Genomic DNA, 19,511 nt, shown 5'->3' with positions numbered 1-19,511 from the left:
GCTACCCCAGCACCCCGCCGCCCTGCAGCTGGGCGCGCAGTTCCGGCGTGATCTGCTCGCCGACCCGCTCGACCAGCAGGGTCATCTCGTACGCGACCGTTCCGATGTCGCACGTCGGCGCGGCGAGCACGGCCAGGCAGGAACCGTCGGAGACCGACATCAGGAACAGGTACCCGCGCTCCATCTCGACCACGGTCTGGTTCACGCCGCCCGCCTCGAAGCACCGCGCGGCGCCCTGGGTGAGGCTGATCAGCCCGGACGCCACCGCCGAGAGCTGTTCGGCGCGTTCCTGCGGCAACCCCTCCGAGGGCGCGAGCATCAGCCCGTCCGCCGACACCAGCACCGCGTGCGCCGCACCCGGGACCCGGCGCACGAAATCCGAGATCAGCCAGCTGAACGTGCCCTGGTCCGCTGGCCGGTCGGAATCGGTCACTGCCCCTCCAAGCTCCTCGAACGCTGCCGGACGCCCGTTCGCCACTGTCAGGCCACATCCTCGCCCGGCCGCGGTGAAGTCGTCGTTCCAGCGTATTCACGCACCCGGTCGTGTCGAGCGTGTGCCCGGGCACGGTACGTGTCTGCCGGATGTAACGCCGCGCGAACGCATGCACAACCACGCATTCGCGGGTCACTCGGTGGTGGCGGCGGCCACCGTGCGCAGCGGGTTGTCCGTGCAGGTCACCGCCGGTCCGACGCCCCGATCGGGGGCTGCCGGCCTCGGCCGCGAGGGGACAGGACTACTCAGCCCGCCCCGCTCGGAGGCGCCACTCCCCGAAGCGGGTGAAGCCCGTGGAGTTCACTCCAACGGCCGCACCCGAGCCGGGGTGGATCGGGAATCTGGGAGTCGGCTGGCGCCTCCTTCGCAGACGGCGGCGGGTGGACGGAGGCGGGACTAACCCGCCCGCAAAGCCGTGTCGTGCGCGATCGCGTGCTGCACGACGGAGATCAGCACCTGCTTGGCCGACTCCCGCTCCCGCGCGTCGCACGCCATGATCGGCACAGACGGCGAGATGGTGAGCGCGTGCCGCACGTCCTCGATCTGGTGGTGCAGCAGCCGGTCGAAGCAGTTGATCGCCACGACGTAGGGCAGCTTCCGGTTCTCGAAGAAGTCGATGGACGGGAACGCGTCCGCGAGCCGCCGCGTGTCCACGAGCACGACCGCGCCGATCGCGCCGACGGCGAGGTCGTCCCACATGAACCAGAACCGGTGCTGGCCCGGTGTGCCGAACACGTACAGCACCAAGTCGGAGTCGAGCGAGATCCGGCCGAAGTCCATGGCCACCGTGGTGGTCGTCTTGTTCGGCGTGGCCGACACGTCGTCGTGCCCCACGCTCGCCTCGGTCATCATGGCCTCGGTGGTCAGCGGGTCGATCTCGGAGATCGCCCCGACCAGAGTCGTCTTGCCCGAACCGAACCCACCCGCGACCACGATCTTGGCCGACGAGGTCGGACCCGTATGCGGTGTGTTCGCGTCGGAGTCAAATTCTCCGAAGCCCACTGAGCACCCTTTCCATGAACTCGATACTGGGGCGGTCGCCCGCGTTCGTGCTGCTGCTCGTGTGCACGAGCACCAGGCCGAGGCCCGCCACGTCACCAATCAGCACCCGCACCACGCCGAGCGGCAGCCGCAGCAGCGCGGCCACCTCGGCGACCGACCGGGTGTCGAGGCACAGGTCGCAGATCGACCGGTGCTCCGGCACGCGGACGCGGTCGAGCACCCGGCCCTGCTCGCTCGTCGACACCAGGGCCTCGATCGCGAGGTCGTAGGTCGGTTTCGTGCGTCCCCGGGTGCGGAAGTAAGGCCGGACCAGCCCCGAGGTCTCCACCTCGGCGGGCTCGTCCACGTATTCGCCCGCCGCCTGCATCGGCAGCGCGGCGGCCAGCTCGTTCGAAGACGGTCCCGGCGACCCGTCGCGTTGGGCGCTGAACGCGGCGAACTCGGCCGAGTCGTAGAGCGGTCCGCTCGCCCCGCCGAACAGCTCCGATCCGGGACCGCCGAGCAGCCGCTCGCGGTACCCGGGCACCGCGGTGATGCCCGGTTGCTGCCCGGCGTTGGAATCGGTCAGCCAGTTCGGCGGTTCGCGCACCGGCTCGGAATCCGCGGCTTGGACGTCCCTCGAACGCCATTCGCGGTCGACCCGGTCCCGGAAGGACTTCCAGTCCTCCCGGCTCTGATCCCGATCGCCCCAGCCGCCGGTGTGCTCGTCACCGAGCCGGCCGTCGCCGCGCAAGCGCCCGTCGTCCACGGTTTACTCCTGTAGTCCTAGGTCCGCCTAGCGACGGACCGCAGCGCCCTGCAGTTGTGCCCGCATCTCCGGTGTCAGCTGCTGGCCGACCCGTTCGACCAGCAGAGTCATCTCGTACACCACCAAGCCGATGTCGCTTTCCGGCGAGCCGAGCACCGCGAGGCACGACCCGTCGGACACCGACATCAGGAAGAGAAACCCGTTCGCCATCTCGACCACGGTCTGCGCGACCGGGCCGCCCTCGAACACCTTCGCCGCGCCGCGCGCGAGGCTGGTCAGCCCCGACGCGACGGCCGCCAGCTGGTCCGCCCGGTCCTTCGGCAGCCCGCGCGAAGACGCGAGCAGCAGACCGTCGGCCGAGACGACCACCGCGTGCGCCGCACCGGGCACCCGGTGGACGAAGTCCGTGATCAGCCACGCGAAGCTGCTCGCCGCGCTGCCACCGGCCTGCCTGCCGTTCGGCTGCACCGAGCCGCCTCCCGGCTGCACTCCCGCCCGTGTCACTCTCGCTCCTCACTGCTGTCGCTCACATACCCGGCCCCGGTGACGCGAACCCCGTCGTCGTCGAGCCGGGCTTCCGGCGGCCGCTCCTTCAGCGCGTGCCTGCCGGACTTGTACCCACGCTGGAAGCTTGCCATCCGGCTGCGGGCAGCCGCCGCCGAGCGGGTGATCGCACCCGTTCCGGGCATTCCAGCGGTCGCGTCGGTGAACGAATTCTGCTGCTGCGCCGGTTCCGGCGCGTTGCCGATCGAGCCGGGGACCAGGTACGCGTTGGGCACGCGCTTGGGCAGCCCGGCGGGCGTGATCTCCTCGTTCTTGGATTCGAGCAGCGACTGCGCCGCCTGCCAGCCCTCGTCGGAGACGCTGTGCCAGCTGTCGTCCTCCGGTTCGTCGGAACCGGGGTAGAGCGGCGTCGATTCGAGGGCTTCGGCCCTCCGTTCCCTCGGCTGCTCGGCCGGAGTCTCCTCGGACTCGGCGGACTCGGCGGTTTCCGGCTCCGGCGCGGCGGAACCGGCGGTGCCGGTGTCGCTGTCCTCGCCCTCGCTGAACCAGCGCGACAGCACCGACTGGTAGATCGGCAGCCGCCGGGTGGGCACGTCGTCCTCGAGCGCGGCGGAACCGTCCGGCTCGGCGGGCGGCTGCTCCTTCGGCGCTTCCGGGGCGACGTACTTCGGCTCCCGCTTCGGCAGCACCAGCGGCGGGAATTCGGTCTCCGCCATGCTCGCGCCCTCGCCGTACGACTCGCGAGTGAGCGGGGCGAGATCCTCCGCGGTCGGCCACGCCGGGGCTTCGGACGCGGGCGTCGCCGGGCTGAGGAACGGACCGGCCGCCCGGTTGCCCGCCACGAGGTCGTCGAGGCTGATCGGCTGGTCGAGCGGGACCAGGCCGCCGTTCTCGGACGCTCCGCCGGAACCCGTCGAACCCGTGGCTTGGGCCGGCTCGGCGGCCGCGGGCGGCGATGCGAGCGGAAGCGGGTTCGGCGGCTCCGGTTCGCGGTTCAGCGGCGGGAGGCTCGGGTGCGAAACCTCGTTGCGGTTCTGCGGCGGCGGGGTGTTCCGCATCGCCGGCGGGACGGTCCGGACCTGGGTGAGCAGTTCGGCCGGGACCACGACGCGGGCGATCACGCCGCCCTCGATGTCCTCGTTCTCGCGCAGCCGCACCTCGATGCCGTGCCGCTGGGCCAGCCGCGCGACCACGTACAGACCCATCCGCCGGGTCACCGACACGTCCAGGTCCGGCGGGTCGGCGAGGCGCTCGTTGACCTCGGCGAGGCGTTCCTCGCTCATCCCGACGCCGTGATCGGTGACCTGGATCGCCAGCGCCTTCTTGCGCGTGATGACCGCGCGGACGGTGATCTTGGTTTCCGGCTCGGAGAAGTAGGTCGCGTTGTCGAGCAGTTCCGCGAGCACGTGCACGAGGTCGTGGATCGCGAGGCCCTGCACCGCGACCTCGGGCACGATGCCGATCTCGATGCGGGCGTACTGCTCGATCTCCGACACCGCCGCGCCGATCACGTCGGCCGCAGGCACCGGCTTGGGCACCGACTTCGCGAGGCCCGCGCCCGAAAGCACCAGCAGCGATTCGCCGTTGCGGCGCAACCGGGTCGCCAGGTGGTCGAGTTCGAACAGGCTCGCGAGATGGTCCGGGTCCTGCTCGTCGGCCTCGAGCCGGTCGATGACGCCGAGCTGGCGTTCCACCAGCCGCTGCGACCGCCGGGAGAGGTTCACGAAGATGCCGTTGACGTTCTCGCGCAGCAGAGCCTGTTCGGCGGCCATCTTGACCGCCTGCTCGTGCACCACGTCGAACGAGCGCGCCACTTCGCCGATCTCGTCGCGGGTGAGGACCGGCACCGGGTCGACCGCCTTCTTCGAGGCGTTGACCGGGTCCGGGTCGTCGAGGATGGCCTGCACGGTTTCCGGCAGCCGGGTGTAGGCGACGTCCAGCGCGGTCTTCCGCAGCACCCGCAGCGGGCGCAGCATCAGCCGGGCGATGACGAGCATCAGCATCAGCGCGGCGACCAGTGCGGCGAGGACGATGACCCCGCCGACCCAGGCCGAGCGCACCGCGTTGCTGGCCAGTTGGTCGGCCTGCGCGCGCAGCTGGGTCAGCAGGTTGACCTCGACCGCGCGCAGTTTGTCGGCGGCGACCGTGGAGTCCTGGCCGAGCTTGGTGCCGTCGAGGTTGAGCGGCTGGCCCTGCTGGGCGAAGGAGAAGGCCTGCGTCTGCAGCCGCCGACGCTCGTCGACCTCGGGTCCGGAGTAGGTGTCGTTGTAGAGCTGGACCTGGTCGCCGGTGGCGTTGGCGAGGAACGCGGTGATCGACGCGTCGCCGCTGGCCTCGGCGGCCCGGGTCTCGTCGATCAGGTTGCCGGGGAAGCCGTCGCGGAACGCGGCGATCTGCAGCGCGGAGTCGCCGCGGAGGATGTACTCCTTCGCCTCGCTGATCGACTGCGTGCTCGTGCCGAGGCGGAGCAGGTCGCGGTCGGTGGTCGCGGTGGAGACCTCGCGGCCGAGCTGGATCAGCGAGTCGAGCACCGAGGAGTAGGTGTCGAGCACCGCGCGGTCGGAGTAGGCCGACGTGGTCATCGCCGCGCGCAGCGGGCGCAGCGCGTCGAGGCGCTGGAGGCCGTGCGCGTAGCGGTCGCTGGCGGCCTGGTTGTCGTTCTCGAGGTTGACCGCGGCGTTGCGCAGGTCGTCGACGTCGCGGTCGACCTTCGCCATCTGCGCGTCGAGGCCGGTCTGGCGCAGCGGGTCGCCGGAGGAGATCCGGACCACGGCCAGCGCGCGCTCGCGCTGCAGGTCGTGCACCACGGCGGTGACCTTCTCGGCGAAGGCGACCTGGCTGGCGGTGTGGTTGAGGTCGACCGCCGACCGCACGTCGTCGACCACGCGCAGCACGCCGAGCACCAGCGCGGTGATCGTGGGGATGAGGAGAATGAGCGCGAGCTTGGACCGCAACCGCCAGTTGCCGAGCGCGAGCCAGGACCGCTGCTGCGCGGTCCCCGCGTCTTCCCGAGCGAAGGCCTCCCCCGCCCCCGCGGTGTCTTCGTTCGGCACCGCCGCACCACCGTCCGGGCCCGAGGGGCCCGTTGTTTCCGAACCTGCCGTGGCCACTACGCGCACGCTCCCGGCAGGTAATCCGCCGCCCGAGTGGTCTGGACCGCAGCCCGGCCTGGTGCACCCTTTCGAGTGAAAAGATCGACTTCAGGGTGCGGCTGCCCGTCGCCTCGGGCGCGGAATCGGTTCAGGTCTGGCATGACGTTCGGTCCCCGCACGTGGTCGATCTCTTAGTCCGTTCGGCCGAGGCCACCCTGCGCCGGCTCGTCGCCGGCGTGCGCGGAGAGCCTTTTCCCAAGTCGCGCTCTCACTACATCGGTGGTCCACACCTCACATTGCAGGAGCAGAGGGTAGCGAACGCCCGGCCCGTTTGTAACCCTCCAGAAGTTGCCCGGAGAGCACCCAGGCAGCGGATCAAGGCCTCCCGGGCACCCACAGGACGTCCACATACCCCCACATACCAGGCGATTCGATCACCTGATCGAGTGACCAGTGCCACTTCTGAATCGTATATGAACACCCATTGTGAGTGATCGTCCTGGTTCTCTACAGTAGCCGCGTGACTCCGGACAATGAGCCACCTTCCCCCCGCGTCCATCCCAGACGCGGGCCCATTTGCTAGGAGCGACCTTGTTTGATGAAGCGGTGAGCGGCCGGCGCAGTTACGGGAGGCGCGGGTTCCTGTCGCTCGCGATGGCGGGCGGTGTCGCGATGACCGCCAGCGGCTGCGGCCTGCTGGGAGGATCGGACAGTTCAAGCAGTTCGAACGGCGGCTCCGGGGTCGAGAAGACCAAGATCAAGGTCTCGATCATGCCGACGATCGACGTGGCGCCTTTCCACCTCGCGGTCCAGAACGGCTACTTCAAGAACGAGGGGCTCGACGTCGAAGCCGTCGACGCGGCCAGCGGTGACGCGTCGCTGCAGAAGCTGCAGGCGGGCGAGGTCGACATCGCCTACGCCAGCTACACGCCGTTCTTCATCGCCAAGAGCAAGGGCGCCGCGGACATCAAGCTCGTCGCCGACGCGTCTTCGGCCGGCCCGAAGAGCACCGAGGTCGTGGCGATGCCGAACAGCAACATCAAGAACGTGCACGACCTGGCGGGCAAGCGGATCGCGATCACCGCCACCAACACGATTTGCGACACCCTGACCAAGTCGGTCATGCGCGACAACGGCGTCAACTACAACGACGTGAAGTGGGTCTCGCTGCGGTTCCCGGACATCGGCCCCGCGGTCAAGCGCGGCGACGTCGACGCGGGCTTCCTGACTGAGCCGTTCATCACCCAGTCGGCGAAGGTCAACGGGACCGTCGAGGTCATCGACACCGCTTCCGGCGGAACCAAGGACTTCCCGACCGCGGGCTACGGTTCGCTCGGCAAGTTCACCGACGCGAACCCGAAGACGGTCGCCGCGTTCCAGCGCGCGATGCTCAAGGCCACCAAGGAAGCGGCCGACCGCTCCAAGATCGAGCCGCTGATGATCCAGTTCTCGAAGGTGGACGAGGCGACCGCGAAGCTCACCACGCTGCTCACCTTCCAGTCCACTTTGGACGCCCGGCGCATCCAGCGCGTGCCGGACCTGCTGCAGCAGTTCGGTTCCATCCAGTCGAAGATCGACGTGCAGTCGATGATCGTCCCGCAGGCGAACGCGTCCTGACGTGCGCCTCGTCCGGAACCTGACCGGCCTGCTCGGCTTCCTCCTGATCTGGGAGGCCGTCGTGCGGGCCGGTCTGATCGACCAGAACGACCTTCCCCCGCCGACCGTCGTGTTCGCTCGGATCGGCGAGCTGCTCGGCGACGTCGAATTCGTCCGCGACGTGATCGCCTCGGTGCTCGCCTGGTTGATCGCCCTGCTCATCTCGATCGCCATCGCGGTCCCCGCCGGCCTGCTGCTCGGCAGCATCCGCTGGCTCCGCGACGCGACCAAGGCGATCGTCGAATTCCTGCGGCCGATCCCTTCCGTGGCACTGATTCCGCTGGTGCTGATCGTGGTCGGCGGCGGCCCGGAAGCGAAGATCACGCTGGCCGTGTACGCGGCGGTGTGGCCGATCCTCTTCAACACCATTTACGCACTGGCTGAAATCGACCCGCTGCTGCTGGAAACCGCGCGTACGTACGGAACTCCGCGCGCGCGGGTGCTGACTTCGGTCGCGCTGCCGCACGCCGCGCCGTTCGTGTTCACCGGGATCCGGCTGTCCGCGGCGATTTCGCTGATCCTGGTGATCAGCACGGAATTCCTGGCCGGGGCGAAACTCGGCATCGGGCAGTTCGTGCTCGAGGCCAGTTCCGGACCGGGCCGGATGGACCTGGTGCTCGCCGGAACGGTCGTCGCCGGGGTCCTCGGCTACCTCGTCAACGAGGGCCTGGAACGGCTGGGCCACCGGCTGTTCCGCTGGAGCAGCGCCGTCGAAGGAGCCGCCGCGTGAGCGTGGTCGAGAAGCCGTCCACCGTGACGCGCCGGATGAGCCGCGGCATCAGCGGGTTCGCCCGCAAGTGGCTGCTGTTCGCGATCTTGGTGGTGTTGTGGGAGATCGCGACCCAGCTGAGCGAAAGCGTGTTCTTCCCGCCGCCTTCGAAGATCGCGGCCGCGGCGGCGAAACTGTGGTTCTCCGGCCCGGCTTCGCAGCTGTTCCTCGGCGATCCGGTGTTCGACCACATCCTGCCGAGCCTCGGCCGGGTGCTCGGGGGCTGGCTGCTGTCGGTGGTCATCGGCGTCGCGCTCGGCACGGCGCTGGGCCGCTCGCGCACCGGAATGGATTACGTGGGGCCGCTGTTCGCGTTCTTCCGCGCCATCCCGCCGCCCGCGCTGGTGCCGGTGTTCATCATCCTGTTCGGCATCGGGCCGGGCATGCAGACCGCGACGATCATTTTCGGTTCGCTCTGGCCGGTCCTGATGAACACAGTGGACGGTGTCCGGTCGGTCGACAAGGTCAAGACGGAGACGGCGCGCGCGTTCCGCACGCCGAAGCGGTACTGGATCGGGCTGGTCGTGCTGCCCGCGGCGCTGCCGAAGATCTTCGCCGGGCTGCGGCTGTCGCTCTCGATCGCGCTGATCCTGATGGCGATCTCCGAACTGGTGGGTGCGCTCAACGGCATCGGCTACGCGCTGCTCGCCGCCCAGCGCTCGTACGACTTCGACCAGATGTGGGCCTGGATCGTGCTGCTGGGCATCCTCGGGTACGGGTTCAACGCCGCGCTCCTCGGCATCGAACGCCGGGTGCTCGGCTGGCAGCCCGGCCGGAACTAGGAAGGTTTCCCGTTATGTCGACCATGCTCGAGGTCTCCGGCCTCAGCCACCGCTACGGCAGCGGCGAGTCCGCGCACGTCGCGGTCAACGAACTGTCGTTCACGGTGGAGACCGGGCAGCTGGCGTGCATCGTCGGCCCGTCCGGCTGCGGCAAGTCCACGCTGCTGCGCGCGATCGCCGGCCTGATCCCGCCGACCGCGGGCACGGTGAGCCTGCACGGCGACCGCGTCACCTCGGTGCCGGACGATCTCGCCGTGGTGTTCCAGGACTACAGCCGCTCCCTGTTCCCGTGGCTGTCGGTCGCGAAGAACGTGGAATTCCCGCTGCGCTGGAGCAAACTCGACAAGGCGACCCGGCGTGCCCGGGCCGCCGAAGCACTCGCCGCGGTCGGTTTGTCGGCCGCGGAGAGCAAGTACCCGTGGCAGCTGTCGGGCGGGATGCAGCAGCGGGTGTCGATCGCCCGTGCGCTGGCCAGCCGTCCGGCGCTGCTGCTGATGGACGAGCCGTTCGCGTCGGTGGACGCCCAGACGCGGTTTGAGCTGGAGGATCTGCTGCGCCGGGTCCAGGTCGAACAGGGCACGACGGTGTTGCTGGTGACGCACGACATCGACGAGAGCGTGTACCTGGGCGACCGGGTGCTGGTGCTGTCGAAGTCGCCGGCCCGGATCGTGGCGGATTTGAAGGTGGATCTGCCTGCCCAGCGGGACCAGATCACCACGCGAGAATCGGCGGAATTCGTTTCGCTGCGCGGTGAAGTGGCCCGGCTGCTGCACGGTCCGGCGGTGCAGGCGGCGGCTGACCTCGCGGAGCACGAGGCGGCGGACGCTGCGGCTTCGTCCGAATCGGACGCGGTCGTCTCGGAGAAGAAGTAGTCAGAGCTTCGGAAACCACACCGAGACGTCAGCGAGGGCGTCCAGGGTTTCGGAATCAAGTTTTCCGGCAGCGGTTTCCGCTTCGGCGACCACCATCGCGCGACCGTCCACTCTGGACTGAAAGTGGTGGCCGGAGAATTTCACGCCGTCGAGGCCGAGCAGGGCGGCGCCGAGGGGTTTGATGTCCCCGCTGCCCTGCACCTCCTCGACCTTCTGGCAGCCCTCGGCCTCGCTCCTCTTCGAAAACCCCACGCGGGCAACGGAAATCACCGCGGCGTTGCCGTGCCCGTCGCCGACCGCGAAGAGGTTTCGGTCCAATGAGGTGCAGCGGTGCTGTGCGAGATACTCGCGGACGCGGTCGGTGGAGTTCAGCAGGCAGTCGAGCTCGTGTTTCGCCGCCTGCTTCAGCTGTTTGAGCTTGAACCGGCTGAAGGTCTCGTCCTTGCGGCCACGCTGAGCTGACTTCTTGCCCTCGGCTTTGCGTGCCTTGAGGCTCCGGCCGGGCAAGGAATCCGCGACATCTCCGGCGAGATTTCCCGGCAGCGCCTCCACCGCCCCGGATCCCACGCTCGCCGCACCGCCGAGTCCGGCCGCGGTCCCGCCGCCGACCACGACGGCTACTGCCGCTCCGGCTACGAAAACCTTTGCCCCGCCGCCTTTCTTGGGCGTAATCGGGTACACCGTCCCATCCGGACGGGTCGCGTACTTCTGCTTCGCCACTCGCTGCCCCTCCCCTGGACACCAAGACCGAAGCGATCAAGATAGCCCGTGAGCAGCGCACACTCACCCGGTTCCGACCGGGTTCACCCGTTCAGCCCTTCGCGCGGGAATCCGGTCCGGTCTCGTCCGGGCCGATCTCCGGCAGCGTCCGCACGCCCAGCACGTTGGCCCCGACCAGTTTCCGGGTCGCCAGGTTGCCCATCGGCATGAACGTGCTCGCCTGCACGTCCCGCCACATGCGCTCGAACGGCAGCGCCTTCGTGTAGGACATGCCGCCGAGTGCGTCGACCAGCCGCTGCATGATCTGCACCGCGTTGTTCGCCGCCGTGTACTTCACGATCGCGCTGCGGGCCACGCCGTCCTGGATGTCTCCGGTGAACAACCGGCGGCTCGTCACCTCGTCGGCCTGGCGGTAGATGAGCGCGCGGGAGCTTTCCAGCAGGATCTGGCATTCGCCGATCACGTCCTGCAGCACCGGATCCTCCGCCTTGCCGCGCTGGACCAGCGTTCGCACGGTCCAGTCCAGCGCGCCCGCCGCGATTCCCGTGTAGACCGCCGAGAACGCGGGCATCGCCCAGGCCCAGACAGTTTCCAGCACCCGCGAGTCGAGGTGTTTCACCGGCAGCGAGTGGACGACCGCCGCGTCCTCGACGAACACCTTGTCCAGTTCGACGTCGTTGCTTTGGGTGCCGCGCATGCCCATCGTGTTCCACGTCTGGTGGATCGTGACGCCGGGCTGGTCCAGCGCGATCTGACACAGCAGCAGCCGAGGGCCGCCGTCGGCGTCCTCGTAGCGGGCGGTGGTCGAGCAATGCGTGGCGACGGCCGAGTTGGTCGCGAAGCTCTTGCGGCCGGTCAGTTCGAAGCCGCCTTCGACGCGGACGGCGCGGGTTTTCGCGTCCGTCATGTCGTTGCGCAAGCCCGTTTCGCTGGTGATCGACGCCCAGATCAGTTCGCCGTCCACCGCTTTGCGCAGCAGTTCCGCCAGCCGGGGCGCCTTCGTGCGCCGCCAGACACTCGCCCACTGTCCCAGCGGCGACAGGTGCATGGTGAACGCCAGCGCGGTCGCGCCGTCGCCCATCGCCAGCCGTTCCAGCACCGGCAGGATCTCCGGCAGCCCGGCGCCGAACCCGCCGAGTTCTTCCGGGACAGACAGCCGGAGGAAGCCCGCTTCCCGCAGGTCGTCGTAGTTCTCGTGCGGGAAGGTGTTGTCGCGGTCGTGCTCGGCCGCGCGCTCGGCGAAAACGTCCGCGAGCTTGGCGGCGCGGTCGACGAGGGCCTGCTGCTTGGGCGTCAGGAGAGGCTGCACCCGGTCATCAAAACAGCGTCCCGGATCTTGGTCAATCAGCCGTTGTCCGCAGTGCTTCAGTCCACAAGACACGGCGAGTGCCTGCCCCGGAACTCCCGGGGCAGGCACTCGCGAGAGCCCTCGGTCAGCCGATCAGGGCGGACAGTCCGGAGCCGTTGAACGAACCCCAGCCGGTCGTCTGGTCGTAGCCCTTGCCGGCGGAGAAGCCGGTGGTGCCGTTGAAGGTGTTGTTGCCGGTCGTCACGTCGTGGAAGCCGGAACCGTACGAGGAACCGTTGCCGATGCTGTAGAACGTCGGGTTCAGGTTGCCGAGGCTGCCCTTGTGGACCTGGTTCTGCAGCGCGGCGAAGCCCGCCCACAGCGGAGCCGCGCCCGAGGTGCCCCACACGTTCCCGGTCTGGCCGCCGGAAATGATCGTGTACGCCGAACCCTGCGCGGCGTCGCCGGCGACGTCCGGGACCTTGCGCTTGGTCGTGCTCTGCTTGGACTGCCACGACGGCGCGGCGAAGAGCGTCGAGATGCCACCGCCGCCGGCACCGCCCGTGGCGCCGTCGTTCCACGTCGTCTCGCTGCTGTAGCCGTTCGACGAGGTCACCGACAGCTGCGTGCCGCCGACGCCGGAGACGTTCGGGCTCGACGCCGGGAAGTCCACGGCCTGCGCCTTGCTGCCGGTCTGGCGGGCGCAGTCGGTGGTGCCGTCGTCGCCTGCCGCGGCGAAGTAGCTGATGCCCTCGGCGGTACCGGTCGCGAGCGCCTTGTCGACGCTGCTGGCCGCGGCCGAGCCTTCCGCCGCCTCGCAGGAGCCCCACGAGATCGAAACGACGCTGACCTTCTTGTCCGACGCGATCTTCTGGTACATCGCCAGCTCGCCCGCGTTGGAGTTCGGGGCCTCGTACACGTAGTCGTTCGCCGGCGCGGCGAGTGCGTGCACGACCTCGATGTCCAGGTCGACCTCGGTCTCGCCCTGGCCGGGGCTGGAGTCGTAGTTGGCTCCGTTGACCGACACCGTGCTGACCGTGCCCGCCTTGAGGCCGTACTTGGTGTCGTAGGCGGTGATGTCGGACGTCTTGTAGCCGTCGAACTCCACGAAGCCGACGTTCACGCCCGCGCCGGTCGCGGACATGCCGCTGGTGCCGTACGCGGTCTTGAGGATGGTCGGGGTCACCGGCTTGACCGTGCGCGGCGCCTGCGTCGCCTTGGCGTGGTGCTTCACCGCGTGGTTGTCGAGACCGACGACCGAATCGACCACGGAGGACACCGACGCGGGCAGTTCCGGCGCGGAGTCGTTCGCGTAGAACTTCCGGCCGGTGACGGTGTCGGTGTAATTGCCGATCCGTGTATGGAAGGCGGATTCCAGCTGTCCGGCAGTCGCCGAGAAGGTGATCGCCTGCCGGTTTCCGGAAACCTCAATACCCTGCGCACCGCTGCGCTTGAGAAAATTCACCGCCTGGTCGGCTTCGGCCTGCGTTGGGCCGAATGCAGCAGTGAACTGCTCCGGAGAGAGGAAATGGCGGTACTGCGCCGACGCCGGGTCCTGCACGTCGGAAAGAAAGCGGGCCAGCGCCTGCTGATTGTGCAGTTTGAGGGACAGGGCGGCGGGAATGAGCTGGTCAGCCGCGACATCGCCGGATCGCGCGCTGGCGGCGAGCGGTGCGGCGTTGCCGGGAAGGGCGACCAGCGGATCGGCGTTCGCGACGCCGGCCACGGACAGGCACAGCAACGCCGGCAGCGGAACCGCGGCGGCGACGAGCTTGCGCAAGCGCATGAGAATTCCTCTCGAGAGGCGGGGACCAGGCCGGCTAAATCGCGGTACCGACCCGTATCACTGACCCTAAAAAACCCCTCGAAACAAAGAAACCTACTTTTGGCTGACCTTATCGCGGTTGGTTTGTTTTCCACTTGCACGATTTATGACTGATTGACGCCGCGATGTCCCGCCCCATCCGGAAACCATCGGACGTCGGAAGACGGTCGCCGCGGACATTCCGGACCGGTTGCGCACACACGCGCCCTGTGCTCGTCAAGCAAAAAAGGGAACCTTGCCGGAATTGGAATTCCCGGCGAGGTTCCCTTCCCGCACGGACTGGTCAGCCTTTGACGAGTTCGGCCCACTCGCGCACGGCCGCCGCGTCCACCGGGGCGTCCCACCCGGACGGACGCACCGCGCCGCCCACGTGGAAACCGCGCACGCCGCCGGCGCGCAGCAAATGCACCTGCTGCGCCCGCAGACCGCCGCCGACCAACAGCGCCGGGCCGTCGGTTCGCCGGGCCAGCTGCTGCAGCACCGACAGTCCACTCGCGACACCGTTCGGGTGCCCCGCCGCCAGCACGGTGTCGCAGCCGAGTTCGGCCAGCACGTCGTACGCGGCGATCGGGTCGCGCGAGCGGTCGATGGCGCGGTGGAACGTCCATAGCTGGCCGTCGATCTCCTTCAGCAGCGCGCGGCACGCTTCGGCGTCGACCTCGCCCTCCTCGGTCAGGAAGCCGAACACGAATTCCCGCGCACCCGCGGACACCAGCCGGGCCGCCGAGGCACGCACGTCGTCGATCGCGCGAGCGTCGAAAGTGTTCTCCGCGCGCAGCATCACGCGCACCGGCAAATCAGTGGCCGCGAGCACCTCGCGCACCGTCGCCTCGCTCGGGGTGAGCCCGTCGCTGGCCATGTCGGCGACCAGTTCGAGCCGGTCCGCTCCGCCCTCCTGCGCCCGCTCCGCATCCTGCGCGCCCAGCGCGATCACTTCCAGCAGGGCGGTGTTCGACCTCATGCCTCATCCGTTTCGATCCAGTGGCGGGGTGTCTTCCCCCCTGGCGTGCCTGCCGCGCCGGAAGCCGCCTTGCAGGCTCGTCATCCGGGCGCGCACCGCGTCGGGGGAAAGCGAGAGTATCGGCCGCTGCCCGGGCTCCGCGGCGGGGCCGCCGGTCACGTCGGCGACCCGCAGGAACGGCCAGGTGTCCTCGGCCCCGTCCTCTTGTTCCAGGTGCGCCGGGGTGGGCCAGGCGGGGGCCGCGTCGTCCGGGTCTTCGGTCGGAAACTCCGGCGGCGCTTCGTAGGCGTGCCGCGGCTCGGCGGCCTGGTGGTCGGGCTCCGGCGCTGGCTCGGGCGCGGGTTCCGGCTCTGGTTCTGGTTCTGGTTCGAACGCGGGCACCTCCGGCATCGGCGCGACCAGGCGCGGCTCCGGGGCCACCTGCTCCTCCGGCGGGGCGGAGAGATCGAACCAGCGGGACAGCACGTCGCGGTACGCGGGCATCCGGTCCGTCGGCGCGTCGATCTCCAGATGCGACCGCGCCGATTCGACCGGCCACGACGGCGTTTCCTCGACCACCGGCGCCCGCCGCAGCGGACCGGCGTCGAGGGTCGGCGCGACCAGTTCGGCGGGCTCCTCCGGTTCCTCGGGCGGGGCCAGCGGCGCGAGCGGGGCGAGCAGCTCCGGCTCCGGCGCGGGCTCCGGTTCGACCGGCGGGGGCAGCTGCGGCAGCGGCGGGGCTTCGGTGATCAACGCGGGCGGAACGACGACCGTCGCGGTGAGGCCGCGTCCCTCGGCCGGGCTCAGCTTCACCGCGATGGCGTGCCGTTCGGCCAGCGTCGCGACCACGAACAGGCCCATCCGGCGCGACACCTCGACGTCGACCTCGGGCGGATGCGCCAGCCGCGCGTTGGTGCGGTCGATCTCCGCCTGCGGCATGCCCGCGCCGCGGTCGGTGATCTCGATCCGCCACGCCCCCTCCGGCGTCCGCGCGCTGTCCACGGTGACCGCCGTCTGCGGCCCGGAGTACCGGGTGGCGTTCTCCAGCAGCTCGGACACCACGTGCACGAGGTCGTTGACCGCGTCGCCGCGCACCGCGAGCGCCGGGGCCGGGCCGATCTCGATCCGCTGATAATCCTCCACTTCGGACAGTGCGGCCCCGATGATCTCGTCGGCCACCACCGGTCCGGTGTCCTCGCGCGCCAGGTCGGTGCCCGACAGCACCAGCAGGTTCTCGCTGTTGCGCCGCATCCGGGTGGCGAGGTGGTCGAGTTCGAACAGCCCGCCGAGGGTCTCCGGGTCCTGTTCGCCCGCCTCCATCCGGTCGAGCACGGACAGCTGCCGCTCCACCAGGTCCTGGCTGCGCTGCGACAGGTTGACGAACATCGCGTTGACGTTCTCGCGCAGCATCGCCTGTTCGGCGGCCAGCCGGACCGCCTCGCCGTGCACCGCGTCGAACGCACGCGCGACCTGCCCGACTTCCTCGCGGGTGAAGATCGGCACCGGAGCGACCGCCGCCCGGTGCCGCAGGTTCTCCGGCGCCGGGTCGGGCTCGGTGAGCAGCCGCTGCACGGCCTCGGGCAGCCGGTGGTCGGCGACCTCCAGCGCGGTGCGGCGCAGGATCCGCAACGGCCGCAGCAGCGAGCGCGCGATCACCACCGAAAGCACCCCGGCGACCAGCAGGACGCCGATGACGATTCCGCCGTCCCAGATCGTCGACGCGCGGGCGCTGGCGGCGCGCGCGTCCGTTTTGTCCTGGAGCTGGACGAGCAGCGCCTGCTGCACCTGGTGGGCGAGATTGACCGTGTACGTCGACGCGGTGTCCCACTGGTCGGCGTCCAGGCCGGAGAGCGGCTGGTTGTTCTCCGTGCGTGTGAGCGCCGACTCGACCATGTCGTTGCCGATGTCCACGACGATGCCGATCACCGTGTCCGAGTACATCCGCTGCTCGTCCGGCGTGGCGAAGGTGCGGTAGTCGTTGCGCGCGGCGGCCAGTTCGGCTTCCGCGCCGAGCAGCGCGCGCGTCCGGTCGCGGTTGAGCGTGCCCTGCGCGATCGCGGCGGACATGATCGCGCGCTTGACCGACATCTGGTCCTTGATCCGCGCGAGCGCGTTCCCAGCCAGCCGCAGCCGGGCCAGGTCGGGTTCGGTGACGTCGGCCGCGACGGTGTCGCTGATGTCGAGCAGGCCGGAGATCAGCTCGCTGTAAGAACGGAGCACCGCATCCGCCGGATACGCGGAGTGCTCGGCCGAATACCGAAGGCCGCCCAGCACTCTCAGCCGGTCGTCGCTCTGCTGCAGATCGCCCGCCGCCGACTCGTCGAGCCGCGGCTTGCTGTCGGCGAGCGACCGCTCGAACGCGCCGATCGCCAGGTCGACGCGGGTGCGCTGGCCGACGAGGACGTCCGTGGGGCCCTTCCGGTCGCCCGCGACGAACCGCACCGTGACGTCGCGTTCCCGCTGCAGCTGGTGCACGACCTCGGCGACCGTCGTGTCGACCCGGCAGCGGGCGGCGAACTCGGCGAGCTGACGGGCGTCGCGCAGGTCGCTGTTGACCCGCAGGCCGACCAGCACGACCACGGCGAGCGCCGGGATCAGCAGGACGACGAAGAGCTTGGTGCGCAGCCGCCAGTTCCGCAGCCGCCACCGGCCGCCGACCGGACGCGAGGCAGCCGGATCCGTCGCGTCACCCGAACGGGGACGGTCGTCGCGACGGGTCACCTGTGCTTCCTTTTCCACCGCGGGAACCTCTGCCCGCGGACGTCCTGGGGCTCCCGCCGGAAGCTACCGCTTGGTAGTTCCGGCGAAAAGATCGGGAAGCCACCCTGGCGGGGGCACAGCCCTGCGGGCGATCGTATGGGCAGCGGCCCATACGATCCAGCACGAGGCAGAGATTCTCCCGGCAGGGGATGGCACGTGAAAGCGACCGGTCTGAGGTTTGCGCTGGTGGCGACGTTGTTCGCCCTCAGCGGCTGCTCCGTGTTCGGATCCGGTGACTCCGGGCAAGCGCCGCCGCCGGAACGCACGACGCTGCGGGTCGGCGTCGCGAGCCCGATCGACACCGCCCCGCTGCGGATGGCCGTCGCGGCGGGAAAGTTCCGCCAGGCCGGGCTGAATGTCCAACTGGTGGAACTCGGCGACGGCGACGGTGTGGAAAAACTGAAGTCCGGACAGGTCGATGTGACGTTCGGCAGCGACGTGTCGCTGTTCCGTGCCGCCGCGTCCGGCACCGCGCTGCAATTGCAAGGCGAGGCGTACACCTTCGGCCGCACCACTATCGCCCTCGTCACGCTGCCCGGCTCCGACTACACCGAACCGACCGCGAAGAAATCCCCAAAGATCGCGGTGGACTCCCCCGACGACATCGGCGCGCTCACCGCGCGTGCGGTCCTCGGCACGGCGGGCGTCGACAAATCGAAGATCGAGTTCGTGCCCCGGCCGTTCGGGCAGATGCCGGCCGCGCTCCAATCCGGCGACGCGGACGCCGCGCTGATGGTCGAGCCGTACATCACCCGCGCGGAGAAGGAACTGGGCGCACAGATCCTCGCCGACGGTTCGACCGGCGCGACGCTGGACTTCCCAGCGTCCGGCTACGCCGCGACCGGCCAGTTCGCCGCCGCGAACCCGCGCACGCTGACGGCGTTCCGGAACGTCCTCACCCAGGCCCAGCTGGCCGCGTCCGACACGGCCAAGGTGCGCGACGCGCTGCCGTCGTTCTCGGACATCGACCAGACCACCGCCGCGCTGATCTCGCTCGGCAGCTACCCGACCACGCTGTCGGCGACCCGCCTGCAGCGCGTGGCCGATCTCATGCACAGCTCCGGACAGCTCGCCAACCGCCTCGACGTGGCGGCGATGCTCCCGAACGCCTTGTGAGTGTTCACGCCGGTCGGGCCCGCGGCTGTTGAGTTTGAGCACAGCGCCGACAGTTGGTGTCTCAGGACATCGCGGACACCCGGGCAGCACACGGCGAGAGGATCAACGTGGCGCGGTTCTGCCGCGAGCACGGCCTGTCCTGGGACACCTTCTCCACGGCCCCGGGCCGGTCCGCGCCGAGGGGGCGGACGGGTTCACTCGCCGCAGCACCGTCCCGCGCTGGCCGGAAAGTCCGGCATAGCCACCACAAGCCGCTAGATGCTCGCCCCGGTCGGCTGCAGGCAAATCGTCCGCACCGGCGGCCCCACATAGACTAGCGACACGTCCTTGTCGCCGCAGCTCGACGCCGACCGCGTGCCGTTGTGCACCACAGCGCGTGCTTCCGCCTTGGGGTCGTCGCACGCGACCTTGCCGACCTTCGACTCGTCCGAAACGTCGCGCACGCACTCGCCGGACACGACGTTCAGCGCCAGGCACAGCGTCTCGGACGGCTTGCTGGTGCTGCGGGCCGACGTATACAGCTCGAACCGCACGTAGTCCTCGCCGCGGCAGGAGGATCGGCCGTTGGACACGGCGTCGACACGGAAGGTGGCGGCCTGGTCGGAGCAGTCCGCCCCGGTGTAGGTCTGCGTCTCCGAGCCCAGCGAAGAGAGGTAAAGGCAACTGCCCACGACCGGCGGTCCCGCCGAGCGCGCGATCGCGGCGAACCCGAACGCGCCGAGGGTGCCGAGCCCGAGCGCCACGACCACAAGAGCGGCGAAGAGCGCCTTCAGCTTGCCCGACACCCGCTTCGGACCGCGCTGGACCGGCTGCCGCGGGGGCGGCTGGTACGGGTTCGCGATCGGCGGCATGCCGAACGGTGGTGTGGTCACTGGGTCCCCTCCCGCGGCTTCGTTCCGCCATCTTGGCATCCCCGGGCCGCGGGACGGGAGGGAACGTATAAA

The 19,511-nt window shown here is 69.7% G+C and carries 16 protein-coding genes; 5 read left to right on the top strand and 11 right to left on the bottom strand.

All coding sequences use genetic code 11. The features are described 5' to 3' along the window. Position 1: 1 nt before the first annotated feature. The 5 genes from ATK30_RS22705 to ATK30_RS22685 form a co-directional block, all read right to left on the bottom strand. The gene (locus ATK30_RS22705) at positions 2-433 is read right to left on the bottom strand and encodes a roadblock/LC7 domain-containing protein (protein WP_009083953.1); all 432 of its coding nucleotides are present in this window, start codon (positions 431-433) and stop codon (positions 2-4) included. A 456-nt stretch (positions 434-889) separates the two neighbouring features. After that, on the bottom strand, positions 890-1,495 hold the full coding sequence (locus tag ATK30_RS22700; protein WP_101437321.1) for a GTP-binding protein: 606 nt from the start codon (positions 1,493-1,495) through the stop codon (positions 890-892). Then, positions 1,476-2,243 (bottom strand): DUF742 domain-containing protein, encoded by a 768-nt coding sequence (locus tag ATK30_RS22695; protein ID WP_101437320.1) that lies wholly within the window; start codon positions 2,241-2,243, stop codon positions 1,476-1,478. Before ATK30_RS22695 ends, ATK30_RS22700 begins: the two co-directional genes overlap by 20 nt. A 27-nt stretch (positions 2,244-2,270) precedes the next feature. Beyond that, positions 2,271-2,747: a roadblock/LC7 domain-containing protein gene (locus ATK30_RS22690; RefSeq protein ID WP_369871052.1), complete on the bottom strand. Its 477-nt coding sequence runs from the start codon at positions 2,745-2,747 to the stop codon at positions 2,271-2,273. Further along, positions 2,744-5,800: a sensor histidine kinase gene (locus tag ATK30_RS22685; protein WP_208637398.1), complete on the bottom strand. Its 3,057-nt coding sequence runs from the start codon at positions 5,798-5,800 to the stop codon at positions 2,744-2,746. The genes ATK30_RS22690 and ATK30_RS22685 overlap by 4 nt, the downstream gene beginning before the upstream one ends. 693 nt (positions 5,801-6,493) lie before the next feature. Here ATK30_RS22685 and ATK30_RS22680 point away from each other — a divergent pair. From ATK30_RS22680 to ATK30_RS22665, 4 genes are read left to right on the top strand one after another with little or no spacing between them, the layout of a single operon-like run. Continuing rightward, positions 6,494-7,456, top strand: coding sequence for an ABC transporter substrate-binding protein (locus tag ATK30_RS22680; protein WP_183126045.1), 963 nt, complete (start codon positions 6,494-6,496; stop codon positions 7,454-7,456). A 1-nt stretch (position 7,457) separates the two neighbouring features. Continuing rightward, positions 7,458-8,225, top strand: a complete 768-nt coding sequence (locus ATK30_RS22675; protein ID WP_101437317.1) for an ABC transporter permease — start codon at positions 7,458-7,460, stop codon at positions 8,223-8,225. Then, positions 8,222-9,046, top strand: coding sequence for an ABC transporter permease (locus ATK30_RS22670; protein ID WP_376772259.1), 825 nt, complete (start codon positions 8,222-8,224; stop codon positions 9,044-9,046). The genes ATK30_RS22675 and ATK30_RS22670 overlap by 4 nt, the downstream gene beginning before the upstream one ends. A gap of 14 nt (positions 9,047-9,060) precedes the next feature. After that, on the top strand, positions 9,061-9,918 hold the full coding sequence (locus tag ATK30_RS22665) for an ABC transporter ATP-binding protein (protein WP_101437316.1): 858 nt from the start codon (positions 9,061-9,063) through the stop codon (positions 9,916-9,918). Here ATK30_RS22665 and ATK30_RS22660 read toward each other — a convergent pair whose 3' ends face one another. From ATK30_RS22660 to ATK30_RS22640, 5 genes are all read right to left on the bottom strand, one after another. Continuing rightward, complete coding sequence (locus ATK30_RS22660; protein ID WP_244194696.1) at positions 9,919-10,638, bottom strand: hypothetical protein; 720 nt, start codon at positions 10,636-10,638, stop codon at positions 9,919-9,921. It abuts the gene before it with no gap. 91 nt (positions 10,639-10,729) lie between these two features. Further along, positions 10,730-11,947: an acyl-CoA dehydrogenase family protein gene (locus ATK30_RS22655; protein ID WP_208637397.1), complete on the bottom strand. Its 1,218-nt coding sequence runs from the start codon at positions 11,945-11,947 to the stop codon at positions 10,730-10,732. A gap of 124 nt (positions 11,948-12,071) precedes the next feature. After that, positions 12,072-13,712 carry a S53 family peptidase gene (locus ATK30_RS22650; RefSeq protein WP_101437315.1) on the bottom strand — a complete coding sequence of 547 codons (1,641 nt, stop codon included), beginning with the start codon at positions 13,710-13,712 and terminating at the stop codon, positions 12,072-12,074. Between the two features lie 322 nt (positions 13,713-14,034). After that, positions 14,035-14,712: a copper homeostasis protein CutC gene (locus tag ATK30_RS22645; protein WP_101437314.1), complete on the bottom strand. Its 678-nt coding sequence runs from the start codon at positions 14,710-14,712 to the stop codon at positions 14,035-14,037. A 3-nt stretch (positions 14,713-14,715) separates the two neighbouring features. Further along, the gene (locus ATK30_RS22640) at positions 14,716-17,412 is read right to left on the bottom strand and encodes a sensor histidine kinase (protein ID WP_101441000.1); all 2,697 of its coding nucleotides are present in this window, start codon (positions 17,410-17,412) and stop codon (positions 14,716-14,718) included. A gap of 135 nt (positions 17,413-17,547) precedes the next feature. Between ATK30_RS22640 and ATK30_RS22635 the strand changes: the two genes are divergently transcribed. Continuing rightward, a complete protein-coding gene (locus ATK30_RS22635) occupies positions 17,548-18,567 on the top strand; it encodes an ABC transporter substrate-binding protein (protein WP_244194695.1) in 1,020 nt (339 codons plus the stop codon). A 254-nt stretch (positions 18,568-18,821) separates the two neighbouring features. Here ATK30_RS22635 and ATK30_RS22630 read toward each other — a convergent pair whose 3' ends face one another. Next, entirely contained in the window at positions 18,822-19,439 is a 618-nt protein-coding gene (locus ATK30_RS22630; RefSeq protein ID WP_101437312.1) for an LppU/SCO3897 family protein, read from the bottom strand. Positions 19,440-19,511: the final 72 nt, after the last annotated feature.

The organism is Amycolatopsis echigonensis, assembly GCF_002846615.1.
Classification (GTDB): domain Bacteria; phylum Actinomycetota; class Actinomycetes; order Mycobacteriales; family Pseudonocardiaceae; genus Amycolatopsis; species Amycolatopsis echigonensis.
This window is presented reverse-complemented; position numbering and strand designations above follow the sequence as displayed.

Bases quoted from the DNA above. Each gene is read 5' to 3' on its own strand.
- ATK30_RS22680 (WP_183126045.1), top strand. From the start codon at position 6,494: ATGGCGGGCGGTGTCGCGATGACCGCCAGCGGCTGCGGCCTGCTGGGA.
- ATK30_RS22665 (WP_101437316.1), top strand. From the start codon at position 9,061: ATGTCGACCATGCTCGAGGTCTCCGGCCTCAGCCACCGCTACGGCAGC.
- ATK30_RS22650 (WP_101437315.1), bottom strand. From the start codon at position 13,712: ATGCGCTTGCGCAAGCTCGTCGCCGCCGCGGTTCCGCTGCCGGCGTTG.
- ATK30_RS22645 (WP_101437314.1), bottom strand. From the start codon at position 14,712: ATGAGGTCGAACACCGCCCTGCTGGAAGTGATCGCGCTGGGCGCGCAG.
- ATK30_RS22635 (WP_244194695.1), top strand. From the start codon at position 17,548: ATGGGCAGCGGCCCATACGATCCAGCACGAGGCAGAGATTCTCCCGGC.